The following is a 26705-nucleotide window of genomic DNA, read 5'->3' as shown; positions in this document are numbered from 1 at the left end:
GGCAAGCGTTCAGCAGGGCGGCCGCTTCAAAGCGGGTCATCGCACGGCTGCCGCGGTAGGTGCCGTTGGGGTAGCCGGCCACACAGCCGTAGCGCTCGATCAGGTTGCTCAGAGCCTGATAAGCCCAGTCGGTGGGCTGCACGTCGGAGAACTGGGTGATCGAAGTCACCTGCTCCTCAGAGCCGTACTGGCTGACGCCAGCAATGTTGAGTTCGCTGGCAGATGCAGCCACGGGAGCCATCAGGCCCAGGGCAGCAGGCGCCAGAAGAAGCTTCTGGAACAGTTTCATGGTCCTCACACCAAAAGAGGAATTGGGCGCAACGCGCCGTGTGGCCATTTTGCAAGCCATGCCATGGGGAACACAGGGCTCCTGTGCCACAAAGCCCAATGGCATGTAGCAACCGATACCAAATAGGCCCTTTAGCGCGACTCGCGCAGACTTCTCCTAGTCCGCCGCCCTACCGCTGCCTGTGTTCAAGCGCTCGCCCTGGCTGTGGTGGCTACTGCTCGTAGTCCTCTGGCTCGTCGCCACCGCCGCCGATCGCGCCTGGCTGCAGGCCGATCAACGGCTGCCCGCCTGGGATCAGGCCGATTACCTCAACAGCGCGATCGATCACGGCCGAGCCCTCGGGTTGCTGCAAGGCGGCGGCTGGCCGGGCTGGCAGGGGCTGCTGGATCTTTCTCCCAAGATTCCGCCGCTGGCTTCGCTGGTGAGCGGCACGGTGATGGCCGCAGCCGGCGAAAGCGTGGATGGCGCCTGCTGGGCCCTCAGCCTCTGGCACGGCCTGCTGCTGCTGGTGATCGCTCGCTGGGGCCGCCAGCTGCTGGCCCCTGGCTTTGGCCTGCTGGCCGCCGCCCTGGTGGCCCTGGCGCCTGCACTCTCCGCCCTGCGGGTGGACTTCACCCTCGACATGCCCCTCACCGCCAGCTGCAGCCTGGCCCTGTGGCTGCTGTGGCGCTGGCAGCGGCGCGATGGCGGCGGCCGTTGGAGCCAGGCCCTGGCGGCCAGCGGTGCCATTGCCGCGGCCCTGCTGATCAAACAGAGCGCCCTGCTGTTGCTGGCGCTGCCAGCCCTGTGGAGCTTCGGCCAAGCTCAGGGGCAGCCCAAGCGCCGCTGGCAGGCCTGGGCGGCCCTGGCCCTGGTGCTGGCGCTGCTGCTGCCCTGGCTGCAGCACAACTGGATCACCACCCTCGGCGGCACCGAGCGCGCTGTGATCAGCTCCGGCGCGGCTGAAGGCGATCCCGGCAGCCTCGATCCCCGCAGCCTGATTTGGTATCCCCGCCTCTGGAGCCAACAGCTGGGTGCCGCCAGCCTCGGCGCCGGCCTGGCGGGGCTAGCCCTGCTGGGCTGGCAGCAACGGGGCCACTGGCGCCAGCGCTGGCCAGCCGGCTGGGCCTGGCTGCTGGGCGTTGCCATCAGCGGCTGGCTCTGCACCAGCCTCAGCCCCAACAAAGACGAGCGCTACATCGCTCCGGTGCTGCCGCTGCTGGCGCTGCTGCTGGCCCGCGGCTGGTGGGCCCTGGGCCAGTGGGTCGCCCAGCAGCGCTCGAGCCGCTGGGCCGGCGGCGCCCTGGCTCTGGGCCTGCTCAGCGCCGCTGGAATCGAAGCCCAGGCCAGTTGGAGCCAGCTGGATCGCGAGCCACCCTCCAGCGTGGTGGCGGCGATGCAGCAGCTGCGGGCGCAGGTGGGCGAAGCCCCCACCACCCTGCTGATCAGCGGCAGCAGCCCCGATCTCAATGAGCACAGCCTCACCCTGCTGGGCCGCCAGCAGGGCGGCCAGATCCTGGTGCGGCGGCTGGGGCGCAACCCTGGCGAGCAAGAGCTGGCCCTAGAGCAGGGGCAGTGGTGGCTGATCGCCAACGGCGATCAAGGCACCACCCGGCCTTCCGCCCGCACCCTGAGCCGTGCCGTGCGCCGCGACGGCCGCTACGAACCGGTGCAGACCTGGCCCTGGAGCAAGGGCCGCCAACTGGAGCTCTGGCGCCGCAAGCCCGGCGCGGGAGCCCCCAGCAGCTTCCAGCAGCGCTTCATCGCCCTGGCCCGCGGGCTCGAGCAGGGCCCCCGAGGCCTGCAGCCTGTGTTTGCGGCGATTGGTCCTTGGCACCTGCTGGATCCGCGCTTCAGTTATCAAGCGGAGGTGAGCCAATGGGCCCACGCCCAACTGCAGCGCAACCCCAGCGATCGCGATGCGCTCTGGAGCCTGGCCCTGCTGGCCGTGCTGCAGAACCGGCCGCTCCAGGCCGACCACTGGTTTGCCCGCCTGGAGCAGCTCGAGGGGCCTGGCCACTGGCCCAGCGCGTATCGAAGCGTGGTGCAGCTGGCCGGCTGGCGCAGCTGCGGTGCCGCCCGGGTGGCCGACACACCAGCCAGCGATCCCAGCGCCGCTTCAGTGCTGCTCGCCCTGCGTGATCTGAGTCGCAGCCTCTGCTTCGACCCACGCGGCCCAATCGCCCTGCGCAGCAGCTTGCCGGCAGCGGTTCAATCCGTGTCTGAGCAGCTGAAGCAGCCATGAACCAGCGCCTCAGCCCCGAACAACGGGTGTGGCTGGCCGCAGGGGTGTTCACCCTGCTGGGCTGGGCGCTGCAGTGGTGGCGACTGCACTGCCTGGCCGCCACGATGGATCAGGGCATCCTGTTTCAAGTGCTCTGGAACGGGCTGGGCGGCCATCCCTTCGAGAGCACGCTCTCCTCTCAGCTCTCCACCAACGTGGTGCACGGCGCTGAGCTCCCCGCCCTTGGCTATCACCGCCTCGGCCAGCACTTCACGCCCACGCTGCTGCTGTGGATGCCGCTGGTGGCCCTACTGGGCAAGTGGGCCCTACCGCTGCTGCAGGTGGCTCTGATCGCTGCGGCCGGCCTGGTGCTGCACCGCCTGGCCCGCCGGCGGCTGGAGCCGGATCTGGCGGCGATGCTCACCCTGGCCTTCTTCGGCGCCAACGCGGTGATCGGGCCCGCCCTGGGCAATTTCACCGATCTCAGCCAGCTGCCGCTGTGCGTGTTTGTGCTGCTGCTGGGTCTGCTGGAGCGGCGGCTGGCGCTGATCCTGCCGGCGGCGCTGCTGCTGCCCCTGATCCGGGAAGACACCGGCGTGGTGCTGGTGGGCATCGGCCTCTGGCTGCTGGTGCGGCAGCGCTCGCGCTGGCCCCTGGCCCTGGCCCTGATCGCGTGGGGCGGTGGCTGGGTTGTGCTTGTCACCAACGTGCTGATGCCGCTCTTCAGCCACGACAATTCCCGCCGGTTCATGGTGGAGAACTTCGGTCAGTACCTGCAGGGCCAGAAGCAGGCCAGCAGCCTGGAAACCGCCGCGCTGGCGCTTCAGCAACCGCTGGTGCTGCTGCAGGAGCTGCTGAGCCCGCCGCGAGAAACGCTGCTCTATCTGGCGGGCCAGGGCCTACCCCTGCTGTTTATCCCCTGGATCGCGCTCGACAGCTGGCTGCTGATGGGGCTGCCGCTGCTTGGCTTGCTGCTGGCCCAGGGCTCGAACAATCCCCTTTCGATCAACATCCGCTACACCTATCTGGTAGTGCCAGGCCTGTTTGCCGGTTGCACCCTCTGGTGGGAACGCCATCAACAGCTTTTCGCCTCCCGGCGACTGCGGCGGGTGTGGGCCGGCTGCATCGTGCTTTCGCTGCTGTTCACCCTGGGCAGCAATCCGAATCGCAGCCTCTCCTGGCTGATGCCAGATAGCTTCCAGCCCCTGGTGGTCAGCTCACCGCTGCAGCAATGGCAGCACGCCCAGCAGGCCCATGCCGCCCTGGCGCTGATCCCTCGCGAGGCCAGCGTTGCCGCCAGCAACCAACTGATTCCCCACCTGGCGGCTCGCGAAGTGCTGGTGCGCTTCCCCGACCACACGGCCTATCAAACCCGCTCAGGCGAGCCCAGGCCCGTGGAGTGGGTCGCCGTGGATCTCAACCACCAACAGCGCTACGCGCCGGCCTTCCCGCAGGAGCAGAAAGCGCTCAAGCGAAGCCTGCGGCTGCTGAAAACCTTGCCGCAGCAGGGCTATCGCGTGCAGGCCGTGAACGATGGCGTGGTGATCCTGCAGCGCCGTGGCCCCGTTGTTCCCGCCGCGGAACGGCAGCTCACGCAGCTTGTGCGGGAGGCGAAGCAGGCTTGAACGCCCAGTAGCGCGTGTGCAGAAACAGACCCACGGCCATCAGCAGCTCGATCCCTTCTTGATCGTTACGGATGCGCTCGGCGTGGCTGATCCAGCTCAGATCGAAATAGGTGTAGAAGAGCGCCACAAACAGGAAATAGAGGCTGTAGCGCCGAGCCGGCCAGGCTTCGATCCGGGGCATCCAGCGCCAGCCGGCATAGCCAAAGAACAGCCCTGCACTGATGAACGACACATGCAGATAGTTCTGCACCGCCGGCAGGTTGTGGATGTTGGTTTCCTTCTGGGCGTTGATGCTGCGCAACGCTTCCACACCCCAGCCATGGATGCGCTCACCCCAGCTGATCTCCTCTGCTGCCACGTAGAAGAGAAACAGCGTGAGCAGCAGCCAGGCCAGCCACTGCAGCGAGCGCCACTGGCGGCGGCGCAGCCACAGCACCCGCAGGCTGCACCCACAGGCCCCGGCGTAGGCCGCGAACTGGAGCCACTCCACGGGGCCGTCTTCACCGGTGACCCAGGCTTCGAACACGCCGAAGGGGAGGAAGTAGACCAGCCCGTAGAGCACCAGCAGGTAAACCAGTGGCGCCAGATCCACCGCCGGGGTGAGGCTGCCCCAGGGTGTGTGGATCGTGCGCTGCTGCTCCGCAGTCATGCGTACACCAAGACTGAATCGAACCTTAAGACTGCGTTAACAACGCCAATGCTTTGCTGATGCACGCCATTCACGTCCGAGCGATCGGGCCTACCGGATGACCCCGCCATCGAGCGCCGCCGAGCCGCCGAGCCTCTGGGTGGTGGCCGCCTGCTTCAACGAGGCCGCTGGCATTCAGGAGTTCATCCGAGCGATCGAAGCGCTGGGCGTCGCGGAGCAGCTGCTGCTGATCGACGACGGCTCCCGCGACACCACCGCCGCCGTGATCCGCGCCGAGATCGAAGCCCGCCGCGATCAGCCCGGGGCCCTGCCGATCAGCCTGATCGAACTCACCCGTAACTTCGGCAAAGAAGCAGCGATGCTCGCCGGGCTGGATCAGGCGCGCGGCCGCTGCGATGCGGTGGTGCTGATCGATGCCGACCTGCAGCACCCACCGGAGCTGATCCCGGAGATGGTGCGCCACTGGCAGGAGGGCGCCGAAATGGTGACGGCGATCCGCAGCGCCGCCGATCAGGAATCCACCCTCAAGATCCTCAGCGCCTCCGGCTTCTATTCCCTGTTCAACCGCCTCACCGATTCGGTGCAGCTGGTGGATGGCGCCGGTGATTTCCGCCTGCTCAGCCAACCGGTGGTGCGCGCCCTCACCGACATGCGCGAAGGCACCCGCTTCTCCAAAGCGCTGTTCCCCTGGACGGGCTTTCGCAGCGTGGACATCAGCTACGACCGCCCGCAGCGCAGCAGCGGGGCCACCACCTGGAACGCCCGGCGGCTGTTCAGCTATGCCCTCGATGGCATCTTCAGCTTCTCGGTGCTGCCCCTGCGCATCTGGATCGGTGTGGGCATGGTGATCTCGCTGATCAGCCTGGTGTATGCGCTGTTCCTGGTGGTGAGCACGCTGCTGCACGGCATCGATGTGCCGGGCTACGCCTCGCTGATCGTGGCGGTGCTGTTCCTTGGTGGGGTGCAGCTGATCGGCATCGGCATCCTCGGGGAATACATCGGTCGCATCTTTGAAGAGAGCAAGCGGCGGCCGCCCTATCTGGTGCGGCGCATCAGCACCTCCGCTTCCCGGGCGCGCCAGGGGGAGGCGTAGAAACGGCGCGAGAGGGGATAGGCCTGTAGCTCAGGCGCGTCGGCGAGCAGGCCGCGGGCCGGATGAGCCAGCACTAAACCACCGCTGGGGCGCAGCTGGCGCTGGGCCGCCGCCACCACCACCGCATCGATCCGGCCGGTGAACAGCACCCCGCAGAAGCCGGCATTGGTGGCGATACCGCGGCGGGCCAGCTCGGCGGCACGGCCGCGGTTAAGCAGGCGCAGCAGCAACCACTTGATCGGCCCGAGGCCCAGGCAGCCCTGCCACCACAGCGCCAGGGGAATGCCGCGCCAGGGCCAGGGTTCGCGCAGGCTGCGGATCCAGCTCGGCTGCAACGCAGGCGGCAACTGGCGCAGCTGCCCCCACACCAGCGGCGTGAGGTGCACGTGCTGGTGCCCATCCAGCCGCAGCGGCCGCGTGGGGAAGAGCTCCTGAAAACGTCGGATCTGAGCCTCCAGCTCCTGCGCCAGCTGGGCCTCAACCCGCTGGCGGGGCGGCCACCAAGGCGGCAGACAGCCGAGCAACAGCAAGCGCCCGAAGCCCAGCGCCAATCGGCCCTGATCATCGAGAAGCTCGGGGATGCGTGCCGGATCCGCCGCGGGCGGCCCCTCGCTCAGGCAAAGGTGAAGAGCCAGCTCAAAGTTGGGCCGGTGGGCGCAGGCCTCGGCCGCCGCGGCTGCCGCCGGTGCAGCCACCAGCACGCTGGCGGAATCGAGGGCGCCGGCATCGCAGAGCTCCAGGAGCGTGGCGTTCACCGCCGGATGCAGGCCGAGATCATCGGCGTGAAATCGAATCGGGCCTGCTGCGGCCTGGCGGGCGCGCCGGGCGCGGCTGTGCCGTGCCGCCAGCGACCAGAGCACGTAGTTGATCGCCGTGGGGGTGAACACCAGCACGAGCGTGCCGCCAGCGCTGCGGGCCCAGCCGCCCAGCCAGCCGGGCAGCAGCAAGCTCACCAGGATGTTGAGGCTCGTTTGGATCAGCAGCCAGCGCCGCGGAAAGGTGCTGCCGCCGGTGTGTTCCCGGAAGGTGAACAGGGCATGGGCCAAATAACCCCAAACCGAAGCCAGCAGGAAGCCGAGCAGGTTGGCCAGGGGCAGCGGCGCCCCCAGGCGTTCACCGCTCAGCAGCACCAGGGCATGGATCGCCGCGGCCAGCACCCCCACGCCGCCATAGCGCATCAGCTCCGCCAGCTTCGCCCGCACGCCCACCGCCATCCATGGCCAGGGCCGGCAGCCTATGGGAAGCTCGGCGCCTGAGCATCCGCCATGCCCGAAAGCCGAAGCCTGCCGCCCCGCAACCTCTGGCTCACCAGTGGGGCGATTGCGCTGCTGTTGTGGATCTGCGCCGCAGCTCGCCATGCCCTGCTGCAGAGCAACGCCTACGACCTGGGCCTCTTCGATCAGTGGATCTGGCTGGTGAGCCGCGGCCTGCCGCCGATCTCCTCGATGGAGGGGGTGCATCTGCTCGCCGACCACGGCGCCTGGGCCCTCTATGGCGCCGCCCTGCCCTATCGGCTTCTGGGCAGCGTGCAGTGGCTGCTGGCCAGCCAGGCCGCCGCGCTCAGCTTCACCGCCCTGCCGCTCTGGTGGGTGGGCCGCCAGGCGGGCCTGAGCCCGAAGCTCTGCTGGCTGACCTGCGGCCTGTGGTGGCTGCAGCCGGTGGTGTTCAACGCCAACCTGTTCGACTTCCACCCCGAGGTGTGGGTGATGCCGGCTCTGGCCGGCTGCTACTGGGCCAGCCGCGCCGAACGGCCCTGGCTGTGGTTTGCGCTGCTGTTGCTGCTGCTCGGCTGCCGCGATGGCCTGGTGCTGGTGGTGGCGGGTTTAGGGATCGAGCAGGCCCTGCGGCGCCGCTGGATCTGGGCGGGCGCCGCCCTCGGCCTGGCCCTGGGCTGGCTTGCCTTCCTCAACCGCTGGCTCTATCCGCTGCTCAAGGGCAGCGATGCCGGGCCCAAGGCCGCCGGCGCCCTCTTCTCCTATCTGGGCGACAGCCTCGATCAGGTGCTGCTCAACCTGGTGACCCGGCCCGATCTGCTGATCCAGCACGTGGATTGGGCCGGTGGGCTGGTGTATCTGCTGCTGATCAGCGTGGCGGTAGCGCCGTTCTGGCGGAAGGTGTCGCTGCCGGTGCTGGCTGGGGCCATCCCGCTGGTGTTGGTGAATGTGCTTTCAGAGGAGGCGCCCCAGCGCACCCTGATCCATCACTACAGCCTGCCCGTTGCGGTGATCGCCGTGGTGGCCGCCATCGATGGGCTGGCCCTGCAGCCGCGCCAGCCGGTGCCCTGGCGACGCTTCGGCTGGAGCGTGGTGTGCTGGGCTGCCCTGGCCAAACCCTGGTTCTTCACCGGGCCCTACCTCGAGCGGGTGGATCAGCTGCCGGCGCTGCGGGAGGCGATCGCCGCCGTGCCAGCCGAGGCACGCCTCAGCACCACCAGCTATCTGGTGCCCCAGCTGAGCCAGCGCCAACAGGTGAGCTTTCCAAGGGCACGCCGCGACAAGACCGCAGTGGCGGAGCTGGATGCGCTGCTGCTCAATCCCCGCGATCCCGGCTGGGGTTCCTCGCGCCAGCGCCAGCAACAGCTGCTGCGCGAAGCCAAGGCCGCCGGCTGGCGCTGCCGCAGCTGGGCTGGCGGGCTTGAGCTGTGCCAGACAAACGATGCCCCCGGAGAGCACAGCTGACACTGGCTCTCCGGGGGCTCTCGCCGGGTCCGCTCTGTCGCGGAACCGAATGATCTAGGAATCAGGCGCCGAAATCAGCCGGCGTTCTCCGCGATCAGCAGACCCTGCTTAGAACAACTGTGACTCACGGGCACCTCCTCCTTGGGGGATAGATGTCAACCGGCGATGCATTCGGCGGCGGCGTTCACCCGAAGGTGCGCTGACGCCACATCACTGCTGACGGAACCCAATCACTTTAGCGAGTCCCAACTGGCCTGCGCGCAGGCCCGAGGCATTCCAGGCAAAGCTGCTTGCGTTGACAACTGCAGAACAACAGCCCAGCACAAGAAAACCAGAGCCCGATCAGGCCATCGAAGCCAGAAGCCTCCCAAGACCTCACCTGAAAATCACCAGAACCATCCCAGCAACCCACCAAAAACCTCCAAGCACTCCACCAAACGCGCTGCAAGGCTGATGGAGTTGAAGGCACACCTCAACAACACACCCAACCCAAAAGGAGGCCAACCATGAACAAAACAACAGCAGAACAGCGTGCCGATCAGGCGGCTCAGGCGCAGATGATCAAAGACGAAGACCTGGCGATCATCACCGGAGGCAACAACACTGAATACGACCCAAGCGTAGAACTCATGAACCTGGGCAGCACCCACATCGGGTGACCTGGATACCTTGGGGACGCTTGACAGGAAGCCCCTCCGTCCCCCAAGGAATCCCCAGGAGAGGCTGCAGGTAACCGCTGCAGGCCTAGCGATGACGGACAACAACTCACCCCACTTATCAGATGCCACAAGAGCAACTCAAGGCAATTCTGGAAGCCTTCAAGGCTGACACGAGGCTTCAGGAGGAGCCGAAAGCAACAGCCGCTGAGGAGATGACAAAAGCCAAAGATTTCACGATATCCGCTAAAAAGCCTCAAGAAATCAGACATGAGATGTCTGAGAATGAACTAAAATATGCAAACGGAGGCCGCCAACTTCCTTATTGTCTAGCGGAACACTGCTTACTTGAGAGAGCGTCCAGAAGACACTAACGAAAACTGCCGTCAGAAACCCCATCCTTTGTCGACAAGGAATCGCACGCAACTACCGAAGACCTTTACGCTGCCATATCCATATCCTTGAGCCGATCAATGAACTCCTAGCATCCAGGATCGCTATCATCAGCCTCGGCGAAACACAGACTGCCTAAGGCATCAGGTCAAACAACGCATAACTCCAAACCACATCAAGTAACAACTGACAGCCAGCCTCACATTGAGTGATGCAGCAGCAACACACGCACAGCTCGCCCGATTACTTCATGATGCGTTTCAAAGAATCCTGAGCACTTCACAGGAAACTCACCGAATCCCGCCCGGAGCTTACCCAAGGGTTATTTGGACACTCACGGCACAGCCTGCGATCTTGAAGGAGTCGAGGCAATCACCCCGACACTCACACCACAAACAGAGCAATCTAATGACCACTCAAATCTTCAAAACACAAGCAGACGCAACGAGCACCAGGCCAGCGATCTTCACCGAAGAGCTCGAAAAGGCTCTTAACACGATTCCAGAAGGACAGATGAAGAGCGTGACTGGCGGAAACCTCGATGAGTCGGTTACAAAATGGCTTAAATATCTTAAGTCAAAGAAGGATAATCCAAGCAGGAGTGGATATCATACCGTATTTAGCTGATCTGGCAAAGTTGGCCTTCAGCACCGAGCGGTTCAAATGATCAGTCGTTTGAGGGCTGCACTGGCTCGCCAGACGACTTATGAGCCAGGAACTTACAAGGGCCGGAGGCGATCGAAACGCTCCAAGACTGGAGTCTTGGAGCAAATCAAGCCCTACGCAGAGTGAAACCAACACCCCTAACCGTCTGAATGAGTCCCTGGGCGGCTGTTTTATCGAGCTTTGCCCTGAGATATTTAATATAGGTATCAACAACAGACTCATCACCAAAGTAATCCTCACCCCACACCTTCTCAATAAGGCGAGCACGGCTAAAAACCTGCCCCGGGCGATCCATCAAAGCAGCCAGCAAATCAAACTCGCGCACAGTCAAGTGAACCTCACGGGCATCAATAACACAACGATGCTCAGAGCGAATAACCTGTAACGATTCAAATGTGAGGTGATCTCCACCATTCTGATCAACACTTGCACGACGTACGAGCGCACGAACTCGGGCGAGAAGCTCTCTAACATTGAAGGGCTTACACAAGTAGTCGTCAGCACCGGCGTCCAGCGCCTTAATCCTGTCATCTACTTCATCCTTAGCGGTCACCATCAACACAGGGATTCTGCCACCCTTATCTCGTATACGCTTACAAACATCATAGCCAGACATCATCGGCATATCCCAATCCAGAATGGCCAAGGAAAACGCTCCTTCTCGCAGCCTTAAAATGGCTTGCTGACCATCGGCGACAACCTCAACTTGATACCCCTCCTCCTCACATTCCATCGCAATTAAGCTAGCGATATTCGGATCGTCGTCAGCCACAAGAATCGAGATAGCCTTGCCAGGTAATTCAGTCATGACACGAAGAATTTTCAGCAATCATATCAAGTTCTACCCAGAATTTGCTTCCATGACCGGGCTTCGAAGCCACGCCGACCCTTCCTCCCATACTATCCACCATCGCCTTCACAATCGACAAACCAAGGCCCGAGCTTGGCTTCTGAGTTAAACCTCGGTGTGCTTCAGCCCTATAAAACCGATCAAAGATCTTGGGTTGATCGGCTGGAGTGATGCCAGGGCCCCGATCTTCAACCTCCGAAACGAGCGTAGAACCAACTTTCTTCAACCTGAGGGTGACAGGTGCAGAGGGCGGAGAATACTTCAAGGCATTTTCAGCAAGATTAGCAATAACCTGAGAATATCGACCAGGATCCCCCAGCGCCCTCCAATGTTCAGCTTCAGCCTCAGCATCCATCCGGATTCTGCCTGGCTCAGCATTAACAAGTACTGAAAACACATCTCTCATCGCCACTGCTGGCGAAAAAGCAACATTAAGGAGCTTGAGTCGATCATGGTCGTACCGACTCAGATCGAGGAGATCGCTCACGAGGCGGTTCAGGCGATGGGTTTCATTTTTAGCAATATCAAGCTTTTTTCTATCTCTTTCGGTGAGAGCTTCTGAGCGAAGAAGCACCGAGTCAATGAACCCACTGATCACTGTGAGAGGCGTCTTGAATTCATGAGAAACAACTGAAGCGAACAGCTGCTGCTGCTGATACTCATGATCTAGCCTCTCGATAGCCTGATTATAAGAAATAATCAATTCCCTAATCTCTTTCGGCGAATCACCAGGATCAAGGCGGCTCTCAAGCAGATTTTCGCCTCTAAGAGTTTTAGCCTTAGCACTGAGCCTCCTCAAGGGACCCAGCAATACATACAAGAGAACACTACTCACACCGACAACAACGACAAGAGTGAGCAATTTCAGCAGCAATGCAGACCACTGCAGTTCCCGCAGACTTTGCAGCAGCGGCCAACGCATGAGCAACACGAGATTGGCCTGGCCGTCCTGCAGGCCTGGCAATGGGATTGGCATCGAGGCGGCAGCGAGAGCCGGTCCGCGTGTCGATAAGTTCACGACATATTGATCATCATCATTTTTCAACTCGCGAATAATCAGTTTTGCCCTTGCTAGATCGACATCCCCACTGGCACCTCGGGGCAAGAACAGTCCCTCAGAAGCTATCAGAAGGGGCGTAACGTGCGAGCTTGTGTAGGCACTATCAACTAGACGCTGCAATTCTGCTTTAACCTCCTCTCCTCCATCCACTCCATTTGTATTCGCACCCCATCGCTCTTGAAGCTCAGACGAGAACCCCTTGAGAACCTGGGTTGCTTCGTGTTGCAGCGTGAGGTTATCGATCCTGTCGCTAAGCCGCTGAGAAACAAGAAATTCTCCAATCGCGGAAGCAATGACTGCAACGGAAATCCATTGAGCTAGCGTTCGATAAAGCGATTTCCGCCGCAGATTCATCCCAGATTAGTGCCAAAGGGATACAGCTTATGGAGGAAGTTTACAACCGATTGCTACGTGTGCAAAGGGCCATGCCTGAACTATCGGGTTGGGACAAAGCAACCGTGTCGCACCCCCATTGAATGATGAATAACTCAAGGGCCAAGCGTTGCACGAGACCAAAAACCGGGGAAAGACGAGGCTGCTGTGAAGCACCACTCGCCCAATACGGGCAACCTAGAAGGAGGGGTCACATGAAACTCACCTCAACTCACCCTGGCTCTGATCTTGTTTGAGAGGGTAGGAGCGGCGATTCTGAAGGGGTCGAGAGGGCGGTACTCAACGCCCTCAGACAAGCCCCAATAATTTCATTCCGACTAACCAGACTTAAATGATCCAACTGAACAATCAAACTCTAATGAGCGCCGCAGGCGGCATACCCGCATTCCCAACCCTTCCGCTTGCTGCGGCATGACATGGGAAGAAATTCACGCCAATCCTGACGAATTTGAAACCTGCTGAGCTGAATACAAAGCTCATAACCCTAACAGTTCACCCCTTGGGAAGACAGGAATGCCTAATTATCCACAAAGGCGATCAAGTCGAGGCTTAGCCACAAGCAGAGCCTAGCAGCACGTTGTCACGACAAAAACAAATTTCTTTTATCAGATCACCGGAGACCAACCATGACACGACAACACAATCAAAATGAACAGTTCAACCTGACAGATGAAGAGCTCCAAGCCGTGGATGGAGGCAAGAAGGGCGGTGCAATCGAGGCAAGCGTCTACATTAATGGATCCCCGATCAGCCCATTCAGCAACGGGAAAATTCCCTTCAACGTGACGCCGTCGTCTCCTCGCATACATCCCGGATCGAACGGTCAGACCGTGCCTCTTCCGCAGGGCCTCTCGGGCGTTCATGCTGAGATCAATCAGATCAACAGAAAGATTGGTATTGACATGCCCAAGATGCCAGGCTTCAGCTAAACAAGACGCATAACCTCACGGTTGACAACGCAGCAGCGGGCCACGAGCCCGCTTTTTGCTGGGTCGTCGCTAGCCATGATCGGTCTAGGGCGTCAACTGAATGCGTAACGCGCCCCCCGTCAACCAGCCCCGGCTGGCCGGATGAAGACGCTCCTTCCTTGTGAATCGACGTCTGGGGAGACGGTGAGCCGGATCGGCAGCGGCCAGGACGGCATTCAAAAGCCACAAAAAAAGCCCTGCCGAAGCAGGGCTTGATCACAAAAAGGCGGCCTGGGCTCAGCCCACGCTCCACACACCACCGGCGATCTTCACCAGCGGAGCCACGATGGTGGTGCCGGCGAGGAACCAAGCGAAAGCGGCGCCACCGCAGCCACCCAGCCAGAAGCCGCTGGCGAACTCAGCCCAGCCGGCTTTGGTGAACAGATCAGCGGGGGGGTTGTCGATGGTGGCGTCCGCGGGCTGCACGTTGGGGCCGCGGCCGGCGGTGCCGTAGATCGAGAGGCAGACGGTGAGGATCGACACCAGGCCCACAGCGGCCAGGAGCCCGGCAGTGCTGGCGTACTCGGTGGCACGCAGAGGACCGCAGATGGTGAAGGGGCCGTAGAGGAAGAAGCCATGGGCCATGCCCACTTCCAAACCGCGGCGGTTGGGAGAGAGGGAGGGGCGATAGGCCGGCAGCGCGTTCAGAAAGGCGCGGCTGAAGTAGCTGCTGTTGACGGGAGTGGCCAGATTGCCGACGCAGGGGTCGGCGACGGGGGTCACGGTCATCGGTGGAAGGAGGATGGTTGGCGGCGATGAAGCGGCGACGGCTCAGTCGCGGGCTTCGATCACGTTGAACAGCAGGGCCATGGCCACCGCAGGAGCCAGGATCCCGACAAGGGGCACGAATACCGAGGGCATCCAGGCGGCGACGAAGTCTCCGGTCATCAGCGTGGGCCAATACAGCTACCGTTCGGCACTGTAAGGAGCTCTTTCAAAGCTGCTCTCTGGCAGCGGAAGGGGCGACATAAAAGTTCAGACCGATGACCCAGGCCCTCTCCGGAGCAGCCATCGCCGCCGTGATCGCAGCCTGCTGGCTGCTTGGCCGGCCGCGCCCGAAGATCCTGCGCTCCACCGATGCATCCGCGGTGGCGGCCCTCAACCGCAGCCAGATGGAGCTGGTGCTGCCGCGTGAAGGTAACGAGCCTGCCAGCGAGATGTCCCGCCAAGTGGCGGCCACATCCCAGGCTCTACCAGCCGCTGCGGATCGCCGCGGCCGCCTGCAGCTGTTGGCGCAGCTGCAGCGTCAGTTTCAGCAGGGCGGTGAGGCTCGCCGCCGAGCCCTAGCCGTGTGCACTGTCTGGCAGCACCGCGATGCGCTGCCCCTGATCCGCCGCGGCCTGCGCGACAGCGATCAGCAGGTGGCTGCCCTAGCGGCAGAAGCCATGGCCCACTTCCGGGGCCGCACTTCAGGTAGCGCTCAGCTCGCCGCCGCCAAGCCACCGCGCAACGTTTCACGCACCCGGTAGATCGGGCGGCCCTGGCTTTCGTGATACGTGCGCATCTGCAGCTCCGCCAGCAGGCCGAAGCAAAACAGCTGCACCCCCGCGATCAGCGCCAGCACCGCCACCAGGAGTAGTGGGCGGTTGCCGATCTCAGCGCCCATCAGCTTCTCCACAAGCAGATAGGCGCTGAGCACCGAGCCGATGGCGATTCCCACCAGCCCGCCAAAACCGAACACATACATCGGCCGGGTGAGGAAGCGCTTCATAAACCACACGGTGAGCAGATCCATCAGCACCCGGAAGGTGCGATCGATGCCGTATTTGCTCTGCCCGAATTGGCGGGCGTTGTGGTTCACCTTCACCTCACTGATGCGAGCGCCCTCGATAAAGGCGAGCGCCGGCAGGAAGCGATGCAGCTCGCCGTAGAGGTTCATGTCTTCCACCAGCTCGCGCCGGTAGGCCTTGAGCGAGCAGCCGTAGTCGTGCAGCTGCACGCCCGTCACCCGGGCGATCAGGCGGTTGGCGATCTTGCTGGGCAGCAAACGGCTCACGGCATGGTCCTGACGCTGGTGGCGCCAGCCGCTCACCAGGTCGTAGCCCTGCTCGAGCTGCTCGAGCAGCATCGGGATATCGGCTGGGTCGTTTTGCAGATCGCCATCAAGGGTGATGATCACGCCTCCACGGCTGGCATCAAACCCCGCCGACATGGCCGGCGTCTGGCCGTAATTGCGCCGCAGCAGCACCGCCACCAGCTCAGGTGTGGTGCTCGCCAGCTCCCGCAGCACGGCAGCGGTGGCATCGCTGGAGCCGTCGTCGACCAGCACCAACTCAAAGCTGCGGCCTAAGGGCCGCAGGGCTTCGAGCAACTTCACCACCAGCAGCGGCAGGCTCTCTTCCTCATTGAACAGAGGCACCACGATCGAGAGCTCGGGGGCAACGCTTGGGCTCACGGGATGCGGTGGGTGGTGGCTGGAACCTAGGCGAGAGGCCTGAGCTCGGGGTTAAGAAGCCAGCAGGAAGGCCGCCAGCAAACCCAGGTAAGTGCCAAGCAGGTAGCCCAGCAAGCCGATGGCCACAGCCGGGAGCGCCAGCTCGGCTCGCCCGAGAGCCGTGGCCAGTGCCAGGGCGGTGCTGGGGCCACCGATCGAAGCCTGAGAGGCCACGAGGGTTTCCGTCATGCCCCAACCGCGCCAGCGGCGCAGCAACAACACAGCGACCGCCTGCAAGCTCACGATCAAGGCGGCATAGACCAACACCGGCAGGCCGTCGCCGAGCAGCCCCGCCACCAGCGAACTGAGGCCCATCACCGTGAAGAAGGGTTGAATCAACAGCAGCCCAAGCCCGTAGCAACCGCGCCGGCTGCTGGTTCCTGGCAGCTGCGCTGCCAGGAGGGTGAGCGTGGTGAGAACCAGGATGCCGGGCAGGGCGGGCCAGAGCCGTTGCAACGCAGCCGTGAGCCCATTGGCCAGCAGCAGCACCGATACCCCCCACACCAGGCCCTGCCACCAGCCGGCGGCCGCCTCCAGCGGCACGCTTTGGGGAGAGGCAGTAGCGGGAGCAGGCCGCTGGCCGCGGCGCCCAAGCCACAAACTCACGGCAAACCAGGCGGCGAACACCACGTAATCGGCCGTGGTTGCCGCCGCCAGGAGCGCCTCGGGGGGCTGGAGTGCCCGCGCCACCGATACAAAATTAAGGCTCCCACCGGTGAAGGTGGCGGTAAACACCCCTGCCAACACACCCCGGCCTGCCCCGAGCAGCGGCTGCAGCAACCAACCACCCAGCACCACCGCAGCAACGGTGCTGAGCACCGCCAGCCCAAACGGCACGAGCAGGCGGCGTGCTTCCGGCCAGAGGCGCCGGAGATCCACCGCCAACAGCAACAGGGCAATCGCCAAAGACGTGAGCGGCCCGTTCACCCACGCCGCGGCCGCAGGCGCGGGCTTGAGGCCGCTGATGTTGCTCACCAGCAAGCCGAGCAGCAGCACCAGCATCGTGGTGCCGAGCTGGCGGCCTGCAGCGGTGGCCTGAGCCAGCCACCACCCCAAGGCTGTGATCGCCAGGATCAGCAACAGCGAAAGCAGCATCGGATTCAGGGCAAGGGTGTGCCGTCATGGCAACGGACAACGCGGCCGGCACCGCGCAACTCAAGCCGGTAGTGCACGCTCACCGGATCATCGATGTGGGGATCGAGCCCATCAAGACCAATGCCGTTGCGGCCATGCTCGCGGCCGCTGCTGTGCAGATAACGACCACCACCCACGTAAAGCGCCACATGGGTGCAGCGCTGGGGCCGCCCAAAAAAGATCAGATCACCGGGGCGCAGCAGGCTGTAGCAACCGGGCGCCAGCGCCACCGGCTGGCAGAAGCGCTCCTGCTGATAGGCATCGCGGGGCAGCCAGATGCCTGCACTGGCGAAGGCGGCCTGGATCAAGCCGGAGCAATCGAAATCGGGACCCAGGGTGCCGCCCCATAAATAGTGATTGGGCTGGAGATGGGCCTGATGGGCAAAGGCCGACACGGCCGGCAGCGCGGCCTCGATCTGGCTGGGATCAAGCAAGCGGGGCTGCGGCGGCCGGCAGGCCTGGGCATGACCCAAAAGCTGTTGGGGATCGAGCCAACCGGGATAGCCGTCTTCCAGGAGGCGCACCCGGAGGCGGGCCTTTCCGGGCCGCAAAGGCTCGAGCACGCTGAGAACACGACCGGCGGCGGCTTGGGTGGCCAACCCGGGGCCCAGCCAGTGGCTGGTGAGGTTGACCGGGGCGGTGAGGCGCCAGCAGCTGCCCGGATGCAGTAGCTCCAGCGCCACTGGTGTGCCCTCGGCCAATCTGCCTAATCTCGTCATTGCCCCCTTTGGCTGCGATGGCGTTCTACTGCCCGGATGGGGCGATGGCCCAACAGCTTGAGGCCACCATCGCAGCCCTGGAAGCCGATGGACGGCCGGGCCTCAAAAACCAGCTCTCGATTACCTGGCTGCGCTACAGCGATTCCCTGATCGACAGCGCTTCCTCGCGCAGCGATCTGGAGGGCTTCTGGGCGGATCAACCGCGCGGCGCCAGCTGGCAAGGGAATCAGGCGCGCTATCCCGCCAGCGTGGTGAAACTGCTGTATCTGGTGGCGGCCGAAACCTGGCTGCAGCGCCAGCTGATCGACGACACCCCGGAGCTGCGCCGCGCCCTGGCGGACATGATTCGCGACTCCAGCAACGACGCCACTGGGCTTGTGCTGGATCTGCTCACGGGCACCACCAGCGGACCGTGCTTGCCGGAAGCAGCCATGGCGAGCTGGGCGCTGCGCCGTGAGCTGGTGAATCAATGGTGCGCGCAGCTGGGCTGGAGCGAGTGGAGCGGCTGCAATGCAAGCCAGAAAACCTGGGGTGACGGGCCATACGGCCGTGAGCGCCAGTTCTATGGCGTGGAGCTGGAGAACCGCAACCGCCTCAACACCGATCTCTGCGCCCGGCTGCTGCATGCCGTGATGGCCGGTGCTCTGGTGTCGCCGCCTGCCTGCAGCCGGATGCGCACCCTGCTCCATCGCAGCCTGGATGCTGCTGCGCGCGCCGCCGACCCCGAAAACCAGGTGGATGGCTTCCTTGGCGCTGGCCTACCGGAAACGGCACGGCTGTGGAGCAAGGCTGGCTGGATGAGCCAGGCACGCCACGATGCGGCCTACATGGAAGTTGAAGACTGCTCGCCAACCCTGATCGTGGCCTTCACTGAAGGAACAGAACGCGCCCAGGACGACACCCTGCTGCCAGAACTCTGCCGGCAACTGATCAGCCCCCTAGGGAGATAAGCCACGGGCACCCTTCACATGAAACTCACCGCAACTCACCCTGGCTTTGATCTTGTTTGAGGCGGCGACAGCAGCGATTCTGAAGGGGTCGAGAGGGCAACGACCTTCAAGACAACATACCAAAATCGAAAAGCCAACAAATGAAATCACTAATTGAGGTCGACACTCTTGAAATGCAAGCGTGCAAAGGAGGCTCTGAGTTTTGGAAGGGTTTCGGGAGAGGTCTTGGGAAGGGTCTGTTGTACGGAAGCGCGGCGGGCATTGTAATTGGGGGGGCGAGCGTAGCAGGCCCAGCCATTGCAGCTTCCATGGCCACGACTGGCGCTGCTGGTGCTGGCGTAGGCACAAAATCGGTCGCCAGCGTAGTTGCCATCAGCGTTAGTTCTGGGGGAACTATATGGGAATACCCTAATCTCTGATCCATAAAGAGGACTCTTCACCGGTAACCCGCATAGGCTCACCGAAAACCACACAAGCACTGCTTGTACCAGCATTAAGCCTGAAGGCCTCTGCTGGAAACAAGTCTCTCCCTGAGCCCTGCGAAAGCAGGGCTCTTCATGCTTAATAGCCCGCCTGGCTTGAATGGGCTTCAGATACTGATAGTCAATTCATATCGGCTTGGCTTAACAAGAAATGGTGCGCGCAGCTGGGCTGGAGCGAGTGGAGCGGCTGCAATGCCTGCCAGAAAACCTGGGGTGACGGGCCCTACGGCCGTGAGCGCCAGTTCTATGGCGCGGGGCTGGACAACCGCAACCGCCTCAACACCGATCTCTGCGCCCGGCTGTTGCATGCCGTGATGGCCGGTGCTCTGGTGTCGCCGCCTGTCTGCAACCGCATGCGCACCCTGCTCCACCGCAGCCTGGATGCCGCTGCGCGTACCGCCGACCCCGAAAACCAGGTGGATGGCTTCCTTGGCGCTGGCCTACCGGAAGCGGCAGGGCTGTGGAGCAAGGCTGGCTGGATGAGCCAGGCCCGCCACGATGCGGCCTACATGGAAGTGGAGGGCTGCTCGCCAACCCTGATCGTGGCCTTCACTGAAGGAACAGAACGCGCCCAGGACGACACCCTGCTGCCAGAACTCTGCAGGCAACTGATCAGCCATCCAGGGCAATAACCCACGGACAGGCCTCACATGAAACTCACCGCAACTCACCCTGGCTTTGATCTTGTTTGAGGCCGCGACAGCAGCGATTCTGAAGGGGTCGAGAGGGCAACACTCAAAGCTCTCAATCGAACCCCGAACAATCAATCATGAAAACTCAAACTCAGATGATCCAACTTGATGATCAGGCTCTGGAAACCGTAGCCGGTGGGCTCGAGTGGTGGCAGTGGGGCCTGATCGGAGTTGCTGTTGTGGCGACTGGTGGTGCTATCGGTGCCGCAGTACTTGGTGGTGGGGCTGCCGCGGCCGGCGCCGCTGCTGCTGGCGCTGGTGCTGGTGCTGCCAAAGCTGGTGCTGCTAAAGCTGGTGCTGCCACGATCTTTTCAGGGTCTGTCTATGGCCTACAGCAGGCCAGCGCAAATAAATACCATTCCTAATCACATCCACTTATACTGACGCCCAGTCTCGAACCCAGTCAATCAGCAAGCAACCATGACACACCAAAACAACCAACCCCAAGATCACCGCCTATCAGATGAAGAACTACAGACGATTAATGGTGGCCGGAAGACCAACAAGGCAACCAGACGCGGCGGCCGGGTGATCACGGGACCGATCGTGATTGTGTCGCCCGAGCCGCCTCGGAATAAACTACCCGAGGAGGCCCAACCTTCTAACTTCCCTTCGATGCCTGGTGGCAGCAGCGACGTTCGGCTTCCCTTTTAGCTTGAACGATACAGAGAGCATCAGTGCAATACTGTCGCCAATATGCTCTTGAGAGCGGCTGCAATCCCACGCACGTCGCTCTCTTTTTTAAAGCTATCTGCAATGAAGCCTCAAAGCGCACGCGTTGCCGCCTGCAGGAAGCTCGACGATGCCAGGCATTCATCGAAACCGCCACAAGCCTCCACCTTCCCCTGATTGATGACAACCATATGATCACAATCACGGATGGTGGCAATGCGGTGAGCCACCACAACTCTCGTGATATCGCGATCACGAAGATTGCGAATAATCACGGATTGAGAATGGGCATCGAGGGCACTTGTTGCCTCATCCTCAAGCAGTAGGCGTGGGCCATTGAGCAAAGCACGCGCGATGCACAGACGCTGCCGCTGACCACCCGAAATCACAGTGGATCCCTCCGACAAGATGGTTTGCAACTTCATCGGCATGCGATCCACCTCCTCTGCAATATTAACCATCTGCAACGTACGCCACACTGTTTCATCCGGGATATCCAACCCGCCCGTGACAGCATCAAGAATGGAACCCGATGTTAATTCAGACTGCTGAAGCACAGCACCTATTTGGGCACGGTAATGTCGGATATCGATGGAATGAAGAGGCACTCCGTCGATACTGATCATTCCCTGATCTGGCAAAGCAAAGCCAAGGATCATAGAAATGATGGTTGACTTACCAGATCCACTAGGGCCAAAAATCACATTAAACTTGCCAGGCCTTAGCTGAAAGCTCAGATCTTGAAAGAGACGAGGTCCAACCGAACCTGGATACGAGAACGACACATCTGAAAATTCAATCGCCCCATTGATCACAATCTTGTTGCTTCCGAAGTAAGCGGTGGCCTCAGAGGGCTGCCTAAGAAGAGGCATGGCACGATCAACCTCTACCAGCAAAGAACCCGTTACCGTGTTAATCAACGAGACAAGCGAAAGGAAGGCGTTCGCAAAACCTGAATAGGCATTCGTAAACACCACAAAAGTTGCGAGACCAATCGATGCCGCTTCGAGAGTGGGGGACGCCAGCAAACGGCGCACAATCACGATATAGATAATCACTGTGCCGAGCGTTTGAAGGATGCCGGAGATGGCTGAGTTCCAGTCTGAAAGCCTGGCAGCTTGCATATCAAGGCGAAGCACATTCATCAAGCTGAAATACCAGCGCTGAAGCATGAAAGGCTCGCTACCCGCCACTCGGATCTGCGCAACAGAAGACAGCGTTTCAAGCGTTAGATCGTAGTTTTCAGAACCAAGAGGGATGGACTTCTTGTAAAACTTGATTTGCCGCCGCACAAGCAGAACCTGAATAATAGAACTGATGAGGATATAAACAAATAAAGGAGCGCTTAGGCCCGCGTCAAGATAAAGCATCATGCCGCCATAGCCAATGAGCGACAATGAATTGAGCACTGTGGTGAGGCACTGGGACGCAATCGTTTTCACAATTGCCGTAATTGAGGAGATCCTCGTACTCAGATCACCGGTGGAATACTTGTCGATAAATGAAATCGGAAGAGACAACACCTTCCGATACAAGGCAGGCTCCAACCTTAAGTTGAGCTGGATTTCGATCCGCGAGGAATAAAAAGATTGAAGGCAACTGAAAGCAGCTTGATAGAACGCGAGGATAATGCCAATAAAGAAAACCGAGGCAACCCAGCGCATATCCCCACTGGGAACCACATCTCCAATCACTTGGCCTGTGATCAGAGGAGAGATTAATGCAAACCCAATGAGCAATACTGAAAGCGCTAAAGACTTAAGCAGGTCGCCACGAATAGCAGGAAAAACAAAAGAAAGAAGTGCTTTCAGTGTTGTATCAGCATCCGGAAGAAGCGGATAGAGCTCATAGCCACTTGGCTCAACATGCTCGGCAAGTTCTTCGAGAGACCGATAAGCCGTGCGAGAATAATTGGATGCATCAACGAGGGCAATCGCACGGCGCGTGCTATCAAGTATATAGGTGGCATCACCATTGATCCCACCAACAAGAACGGGGTTAGACTGCCAAGAAGCACGATCCTTGGCAAGGCTTACACGGCGATAAAAAATATCATTGGCCAGTAGAAGCTCATCGAATGAATCTGATAGAGCGATGGGTTGATCGCTCTCTAGGCCAAAATAATGACGGAGATAAGCGATGAGTTGACGAGCATAGTCTGAATCCCTAGCAATCGATGATGCTACGAATCGAGAACTCGACTCCAGCCCTGACAGAGTATTGGCTGCAGCAATCAACTCCTCCTGCACTTGAAAGCGTTGAGCAGAACTGAAGCGCTCAGCCATCAGGAGTTACCTCGCTGGGAACTCGACTCATCTGCCAGAAGACGAGAATAGATTGAACCAGTGGTCTGCTTGAGCTGCTGAGGGGTTCCTTGCTCCACAACGTGTCCCGATTGCAAAACAATCACATGGTCACTCATTTCTGCAGAGATCAAGCGATGGGCCACGCATAACACCGTGACCCCAAGCGAGCGGATATTATTGAGAATGGCAAGCTCAGTTGGCACATCCAACGCACTTGTAGCCTCATCAAGGATCAAAAGCTTGGGCTTTCGGCAGAGTGCGCGAGTGATGGCCAGTCGTTGCATCTGACCGCCAGAGAGGGCCATGCCTGATTCCTTCAGCACAGTGGCGTAGCCACGCGTGAGTTCCGCAACGACATCCGAAAACAGGGCAATCTCAGCCGCTTCTTGAATATCGAGCTCAGATACATCTGGATCAAACAAGCGAATGTTTTCGAAAATAGATGCTCGCATTGCTGCTGTTTCCTGGGAGACATACCCCAGAGCGCCTCGGATCGCCGCATCGTCATAGCTGCTCCAAGGGTGGCCACTGAACAGCAGATCCCCCAGATAACTCCCAGATAGCCCGGCGATAATCTTCAGTAACGTGGACTTACCTGATCCACTCGGGCCCACGATTGTTGTCATCGAGGCAGGTTTGAGTTCCAGTGAGATGTCCGATAAGACGGGCTGTTGAAGCGGTGAAAACTGATACGACAAGTTGTGGATGCTGAGAGCCAGTTCATCTGGGACCGGCAGCTGCATCTGATTCGATGGTAAACGAATCGACTGCTTCAGAAAGCGATTCTGAGAAGCCAGCCTGTCTAGCGAATGGATCTTGGGATCATCTGAAACGCTAAAAAGATCCGTTAAGCGTCCAAGCGAGGCGTCAGCCCTTTGAATCTCCTCAAACATCGTAGTGAGTTCACTGATCGGAGCTGACAAGAATCCACGTAGTGACTGGAATGCCATGAACCCGGCGAGATTTAAATCGCCAAGAATCACCAACAACGCAGCCAAAGCGATCGAGCTGTACTCGTAGATGGATGAGAGAAGTGAATTAAAAAAACCAAGGTTGTTGAGTCGAAAGCCCATGGCCTGTGTCTTCACAAGCACGGGAGATCTCAGATCGAGGACCTCTGATATGTAGAGATTATCGAGATTACAAGCTTTGATCAGACGTATATCCTTCAGAATGCGCACAATGATGCCATCGAGCTTGCCCATCTCAAGGTCGATTGAGCGGAGTGCATCCACGGTTGATAAAGTGGTGTAAACAGTGAGAGCTGTTGTGATCAGCAGATAAACGATGGTAACTAGGGATAACTGCCAAGAGATGAGGAAGATGAATGGCGCCATGAGCATAGAACTTGAAAAGCTCGCTAGCTTGGGCGCAAATGTGTGAAAGAGATCACTCGATATTTGGCTCCCCAAGGACAGACGACTCGCAATATCACCGAGAAAGCGAGTGGAGTAGAAATCAAAGTTAACCGTAAAGAGTTTTTGGCCAATATCAAGTGTTAGTTTTTTGGAAAAATCAACGGTCAGTCTTCGATAGATATTCGTGTTCAGAAGTGAGTCAACAATCTGAAGCCCTGCAATGAGGAAGGTCAACCAAATGATCGGAATAGCGTACGAGAACCGCTGGCTCTGAATCACTTCAGACAAGAAGGCACCGGATAAACCCGCACTGAAGAGTGACAGCGGTGCAGAGAACAGGGCAAGCGCAAGAAGAATCGCGAGCGTTAATTTATAGTCGAGTAAGTGAACTAGAAATTTTCGAAACTCTCGCTCAGGCTTGCCTGCAGGAGCAAAGCCTGTATCTGGGGTGAGGAGCAAGGCAATGCCTGAGAAATGCCGGGCAAAATCTAATGGCGTAACGCCATAACGCCCCTTCGCTGGATCCACAATAAGAACCTTATTCTTGCGCACTCCTTCAACAACAAGAAAATGATTAAAGTCCCACCAGCAAATACACGGGAAGATATTGTCTTGCGCCAACAGTTCTTCTGGATTGGCTCGTACACCTGAGGCTTTTAAGCAAAAGCGTTGTGCTGCATTCTTAATATTCAGCAGATTGCTGCCATCTCGGCTCACGCCGCATTCATAACGCAACTGGGAGAGCGGCAGAAATAACCCGTAGTAACGCAGCACCATCGAAAGCGAGGCAGCGCCACACTCTGCAACTTCATACTGCAGAACTAGTGGTGTTTTTTTCTTCCAGATTGATCGGATGAAGCGAAACATCATGAGCTCTGCCTTACTGAGGGCTGCTTCCGAGAGACTGAAGGCGCTGCGGCACAGCAAAGCCTGTGAATTCTTTCACTGCAGGAATCAGCATCTCTAGAGGAGTGCGACGCCTGGATGTAATTTGCACGTTGAGGACCATTCCCTCACGTGGCGGCAGAGGTGGGTTCGATCGATTGTTCCAAATAAAACCACCACGATTTTGTGGTGGCATATTTAATAGATTTGATGTTGAATCTTCCCGCTCAAGCTTTACATTCACTTGATACCCGCCTTGAGGGCCTAAGGTTTCTGCAAGTCCTGCCGACCCTAATCGTTTAGAAATTTGAGCCAAGCTCAAAGGCTGGGTTCCAATGCTCGTTACAACACCTTTGATGCCACCGATCTCAGCAGTGCTGAAACCAGCTGGAGTTGCAATCGATGTATTGCCAAGCGATACAAGGGTAGATGCTTGTGGATTAACAAAAACCGGAATCGTGTTCGGCTGAATACGCTTACTCCATGTAATCGCCATGATTTCTTCGCCCGGCTGAACATCAGACCACTGTGGCGCGACGAATTGATCAACGCTGCCCGGATCGTTTGCAAAGATAACGGAAGAACGCAAAAACTCGGCAAAGGCATTCTTTAGATCCACTTTATTCTGGGATATCTGCCTTTTAATGTCATTGAGTGTTGACAAGGTGGCAGCCTTGTCCGACTTGGTGTTGCTAAAAGCAAGTTGTTGCTCTAGATATGCCGCGCGACCTATAGCCCCCTCCCGGAAAAGCATGGCATACGACTTGAGCATATCTTTCTGCTTTTGAACCATCTCAGATTTGTAGTCGAGTGTTAACTTCTGAGATTGCTGCACTTCCTGATAGAGCTCTATTGAGGCCGTGAGAGCAAGCAATGCACTGGCAAGACTAGTTCGAGATGCCTCGTTGTCAACAATTGCGATGACATCATGTTCTTTAAATTGCAGTCTATAGTCGTCGCGATCGCTAGCGAGGCCAGAATTGGCGCTCGCAATCGGGAAGCGTTCGGAATCATAAATCCCAACAGAAGCTATCACTTTGCCGATCAATGAATAAAGCTCACCATCGGACAGCTTTCCGGGCTCTTGAAGATATAAATAGGCCTGACGGCTCCAAGCAGGGGGTTTATACTGGTACTGCCCCTGGCTTAAGTGAATGGGATAAAGAACTGCACCGTTACCTGGAGAAATAACCGAGAAGATACTATCGAGTGGTGTAAGCGTTCCAAGTCCGTTGATCGTTACAGGGATCTGTGCCGTGAGCGCCCACGCCAAAAGACCCGCAGACACGACAACGACTCCACCTGCGACAGCAAGCAACGGAGGGCGCAGAATCTGAAAGGGCTGCTTGTGTGTTGGCTTAACGCTGAAGCGCACAAAAAGCTGATGTACCTGAAGGAAGGGTACATGGATTGCTGCTAATTAACAGGGAATTAACAGCGATCAGTCAACGGAGAGGGAGGGATTCGAACCCTCGACAGAAGTTGCCTCCTGTAACTCCTTAGCAGGGAGCCGCTTTCAACCACTCAGCCACCTCTCCAGCGGCCAGCCC

At 59.8% G+C, this 26705-nt stretch carries 23 protein-coding genes, 1 tRNA gene and 1 pseudogene; 11 read left to right on the top strand and 14 right to left on the bottom strand.

The window, feature by feature from the left end; genetic code table 11:
* On the bottom strand, positions 1–289 hold a 289-nt coding region (locus tag KUL97_RS06665; RefSeq protein ID WP_217796199.1), incomplete at its 3' end, for an iron uptake porin.
* 181 nt (positions 290–470) lie between these two features.
* On the opposite strand from KUL97_RS06665, the gene KUL97_RS06660 reads away from it, so the two are divergent.
* Both KUL97_RS06660 and KUL97_RS06655 read left to right on the top strand, forming a co-directional pair.
* Positions 471–2513, top strand: a complete 2043-nt coding sequence (locus tag KUL97_RS06660) for a glycosyltransferase family 39 protein (RefSeq protein WP_217796198.1) — start codon at positions 471–473, stop codon at positions 2511–2513.
* Positions 2510–4117: a DUF2079 domain-containing protein gene (locus KUL97_RS06655; RefSeq protein WP_217796197.1), complete on the top strand. Its 1608-nt coding sequence runs from the start codon at positions 2510–2512 to the stop codon at positions 4115–4117. Before KUL97_RS06660 ends, KUL97_RS06655 begins: the two co-directional genes overlap by 4 nt.
* Here the strand turns inward: KUL97_RS06655 and KUL97_RS06650 are convergent.
* Complete coding sequence (locus KUL97_RS06650; RefSeq protein WP_217796196.1) at positions 4083–4766, bottom strand: pectate lyase; 684 nt, start codon at positions 4764–4766, stop codon at positions 4083–4085. The two genes, KUL97_RS06655 and KUL97_RS06650, sit on opposite strands and share 35 nt — an antisense overlap.
* A gap of 97 nt (positions 4767–4863) precedes the next feature.
* Here KUL97_RS06650 and KUL97_RS06645 point away from each other — a divergent pair, with 97 nt between their 5' ends.
* Entirely contained in the window at positions 4864–5859 is a 996-nt protein-coding gene (locus KUL97_RS06645; protein WP_217796195.1) for a glycosyltransferase, read from the top strand.
* Here the strand turns inward: KUL97_RS06645 and KUL97_RS06640 are convergent.
* The gene (locus tag KUL97_RS06640; protein ID WP_254896277.1) at positions 5802–7073 is read right to left on the bottom strand and encodes a ChbG/HpnK family deacetylase; all 1272 of its coding nucleotides are present in this window, start codon (positions 7071–7073) and stop codon (positions 5802–5804) included. The genes KUL97_RS06645 and KUL97_RS06640 overlap by 58 nt on opposite strands.
* A gap of 51 nt (positions 7074–7124) precedes the next feature.
* On the opposite strand from KUL97_RS06640, the gene KUL97_RS06635 reads away from it, so the two are divergent.
* The 3 genes from KUL97_RS06635 to KUL97_RS06625 all read left to right on the top strand — a co-directional run bounded on the left by KUL97_RS06635 (position 7125) and on the right by KUL97_RS06625 (position 10213).
* The gene (locus KUL97_RS06635) at positions 7125–8537 is read left to right on the top strand and encodes a DUF2079 domain-containing protein (RefSeq protein ID WP_217796194.1); all 1413 of its coding nucleotides are present in this window, start codon (positions 7125–7127) and stop codon (positions 8535–8537) included.
* 506 nt (positions 8538–9043) lie between these two features.
* Entirely contained in the window at positions 9044–9196 is a 153-nt protein-coding gene (locus KUL97_RS06630) for a hypothetical protein (protein ID WP_217796193.1), read from the top strand.
* Positions 9197–9994: 798 nt separating this feature from the next.
* Complete coding sequence (locus KUL97_RS06625) at positions 9995–10213, top strand: hypothetical protein (protein ID WP_217796192.1); 219 nt, start codon at positions 9995–9997, stop codon at positions 10211–10213.
* A gap of 145 nt (positions 10214–10358) precedes the next feature.
* Here the strand turns inward: KUL97_RS06625 and KUL97_RS06620 are convergent, their stop codons facing one another.
* Together KUL97_RS06620 and KUL97_RS06615 are read right to left on the bottom strand one after the other, a co-directional pair.
* Positions 10359–11060 (bottom strand): response regulator transcription factor, encoded by a 702-nt coding sequence (locus tag KUL97_RS06620; protein ID WP_217796191.1) that lies wholly within the window; start codon positions 11058–11060, stop codon positions 10359–10361.
* Positions 11053–12516, bottom strand: a complete 1464-nt coding sequence (locus KUL97_RS06615; protein ID WP_217796190.1) for a cell wall metabolism sensor histidine kinase WalK — start codon at positions 12514–12516, stop codon at positions 11053–11055. The genes KUL97_RS06620 and KUL97_RS06615 overlap by 8 nt, the downstream gene beginning before the upstream one ends.
* A 665-nt stretch (positions 12517–13181) precedes the next feature.
* On the opposite strand from KUL97_RS06615, the gene KUL97_RS06610 reads away from it, so the two are divergent.
* Positions 13182–13484 carry a hypothetical protein gene (locus KUL97_RS06610; protein ID WP_217796189.1) on the top strand — a complete coding sequence of 101 codons (303 nt, stop codon included), beginning with the start codon at positions 13182–13184 and terminating at the stop codon, positions 13482–13484.
* Between the two features lie 276 nt (positions 13485–13760).
* On the opposite strand, the gene KUL97_RS06605 is transcribed toward KUL97_RS06610, so the two are convergent.
* On the bottom strand, positions 13761–14252 hold the full coding sequence (locus tag KUL97_RS06605; RefSeq protein ID WP_217796188.1) for a photosystem I reaction center subunit XI: 492 nt from the start codon (positions 14250–14252) through the stop codon (positions 13761–13763).
* 42 nt (positions 14253–14294) lie between these two features.
* Positions 14295–14411 (bottom strand): photosystem I reaction center subunit VIII, encoded by a 117-nt coding sequence (locus KUL97_RS06600; RefSeq protein WP_010315023.1) that lies wholly within the window; start codon positions 14409–14411, stop codon positions 14295–14297.
* Positions 14412–14506: 95 nt separating this feature from the next.
* Between KUL97_RS06600 and KUL97_RS06595 the strand changes: the two genes are divergently transcribed.
* Complete coding sequence (locus tag KUL97_RS06595; protein ID WP_217796187.1) at positions 14507–14992, top strand: hypothetical protein; 486 nt, start codon at positions 14507–14509, stop codon at positions 14990–14992.
* Here KUL97_RS06595 and KUL97_RS06590 read toward each other — a convergent pair.
* Genes KUL97_RS06590 through KUL97_RS06580 form a run of 3 tightly spaced genes read right to left on the bottom strand, consistent with a single transcriptional unit; the run spans position 14944 to position 17810 of the window.
* Positions 14944–15918: a glycosyltransferase family 2 protein gene (locus KUL97_RS06590; protein ID WP_217796186.1), complete on the bottom strand. Its 975-nt coding sequence runs from the start codon at positions 15916–15918 to the stop codon at positions 14944–14946. The genes KUL97_RS06595 and KUL97_RS06590 overlap by 49 nt on opposite strands.
* A gap of 51 nt (positions 15919–15969) precedes the next feature.
* The gene (locus KUL97_RS06585) at positions 15970–17052 is read right to left on the bottom strand and encodes a DUF819 family protein (RefSeq protein WP_217796185.1); all 1083 of its coding nucleotides are present in this window, start codon (positions 17050–17052) and stop codon (positions 15970–15972) included.
* Between the two features lie 5 nt (positions 17053–17057).
* The gene (locus KUL97_RS06580) at positions 17058–17810 is read right to left on the bottom strand and encodes a C40 family peptidase (RefSeq protein WP_217796184.1); all 753 of its coding nucleotides are present in this window, start codon (positions 17808–17810) and stop codon (positions 17058–17060) included.
* Between the two features lie 17 nt (positions 17811–17827).
* Between KUL97_RS06580 and KUL97_RS06575 the strand changes: the two genes are divergently transcribed.
* From KUL97_RS06575 to KUL97_RS06565, 3 genes and pseudogenes are all read left to right on the top strand, one after another.
* Positions 17828–18760, top strand: coding sequence for a serine hydrolase (locus KUL97_RS06575; RefSeq protein ID WP_217796183.1), 933 nt, complete (start codon positions 17828–17830; stop codon positions 18758–18760).
* 640 nt (positions 18761–19400) lie between these two features.
* A pseudogene (locus KUL97_RS06570) lies at positions 19401–19874 on the top strand (serine hydrolase); the annotation flags it as partial.
* A 231-nt stretch (positions 19875–20105) separates the two neighbouring features.
* Complete coding sequence (locus tag KUL97_RS06565; RefSeq protein ID WP_217796182.1) at positions 20106–20318, top strand: hypothetical protein; 213 nt, start codon at positions 20106–20108, stop codon at positions 20316–20318.
* A 380-nt stretch (positions 20319–20698) separates the two neighbouring features.
* Here the strand turns inward: KUL97_RS06565 and KUL97_RS06560 are convergent, their stop codons facing one another.
* The 4 genes from KUL97_RS06560 to KUL97_RS06545 all read right to left on the bottom strand — a co-directional run bounded on the left by KUL97_RS06560 (position 20699) and on the right by KUL97_RS06545 (position 26693).
* Positions 20699–22891, bottom strand: a complete 2193-nt coding sequence (locus KUL97_RS06560; protein WP_217796181.1) for a peptidase domain-containing ABC transporter — start codon at positions 22889–22891, stop codon at positions 20699–20701.
* Positions 22891–25137 (bottom strand): peptidase domain-containing ABC transporter, encoded by a 2247-nt coding sequence (locus KUL97_RS06555; RefSeq protein WP_217796180.1) that lies wholly within the window; start codon positions 25135–25137, stop codon positions 22891–22893. The genes KUL97_RS06560 and KUL97_RS06555 overlap by 1 nt, the downstream gene beginning before the upstream one ends.
* Positions 25138–25150: 13 nt before the next feature.
* Positions 25151–26530, bottom strand: coding sequence for a hypothetical protein (locus KUL97_RS06550; RefSeq protein WP_217796179.1), 1380 nt, complete (start codon positions 26528–26530; stop codon positions 25151–25153).
* Between the two features lie 74 nt (positions 26531–26604).
* Positions 26605–26693: transfer RNA gene (locus KUL97_RS06545), tRNA-Ser, on the bottom strand.
* Positions 26694–26705: the final 12 nt, after the last annotated feature.

The sequence above is a fragment of the Synechococcus sp. HK05 genome, from assembly GCF_019104765.1.
Taxonomy (GTDB): domain Bacteria; phylum Cyanobacteriota; class Cyanobacteriia; order PCC-6307; family Cyanobiaceae; genus Vulcanococcus.
Note: the sequence above shows the minus strand (reverse complement) of the source record. Positions and strands in the feature narration are given on the sequence as shown.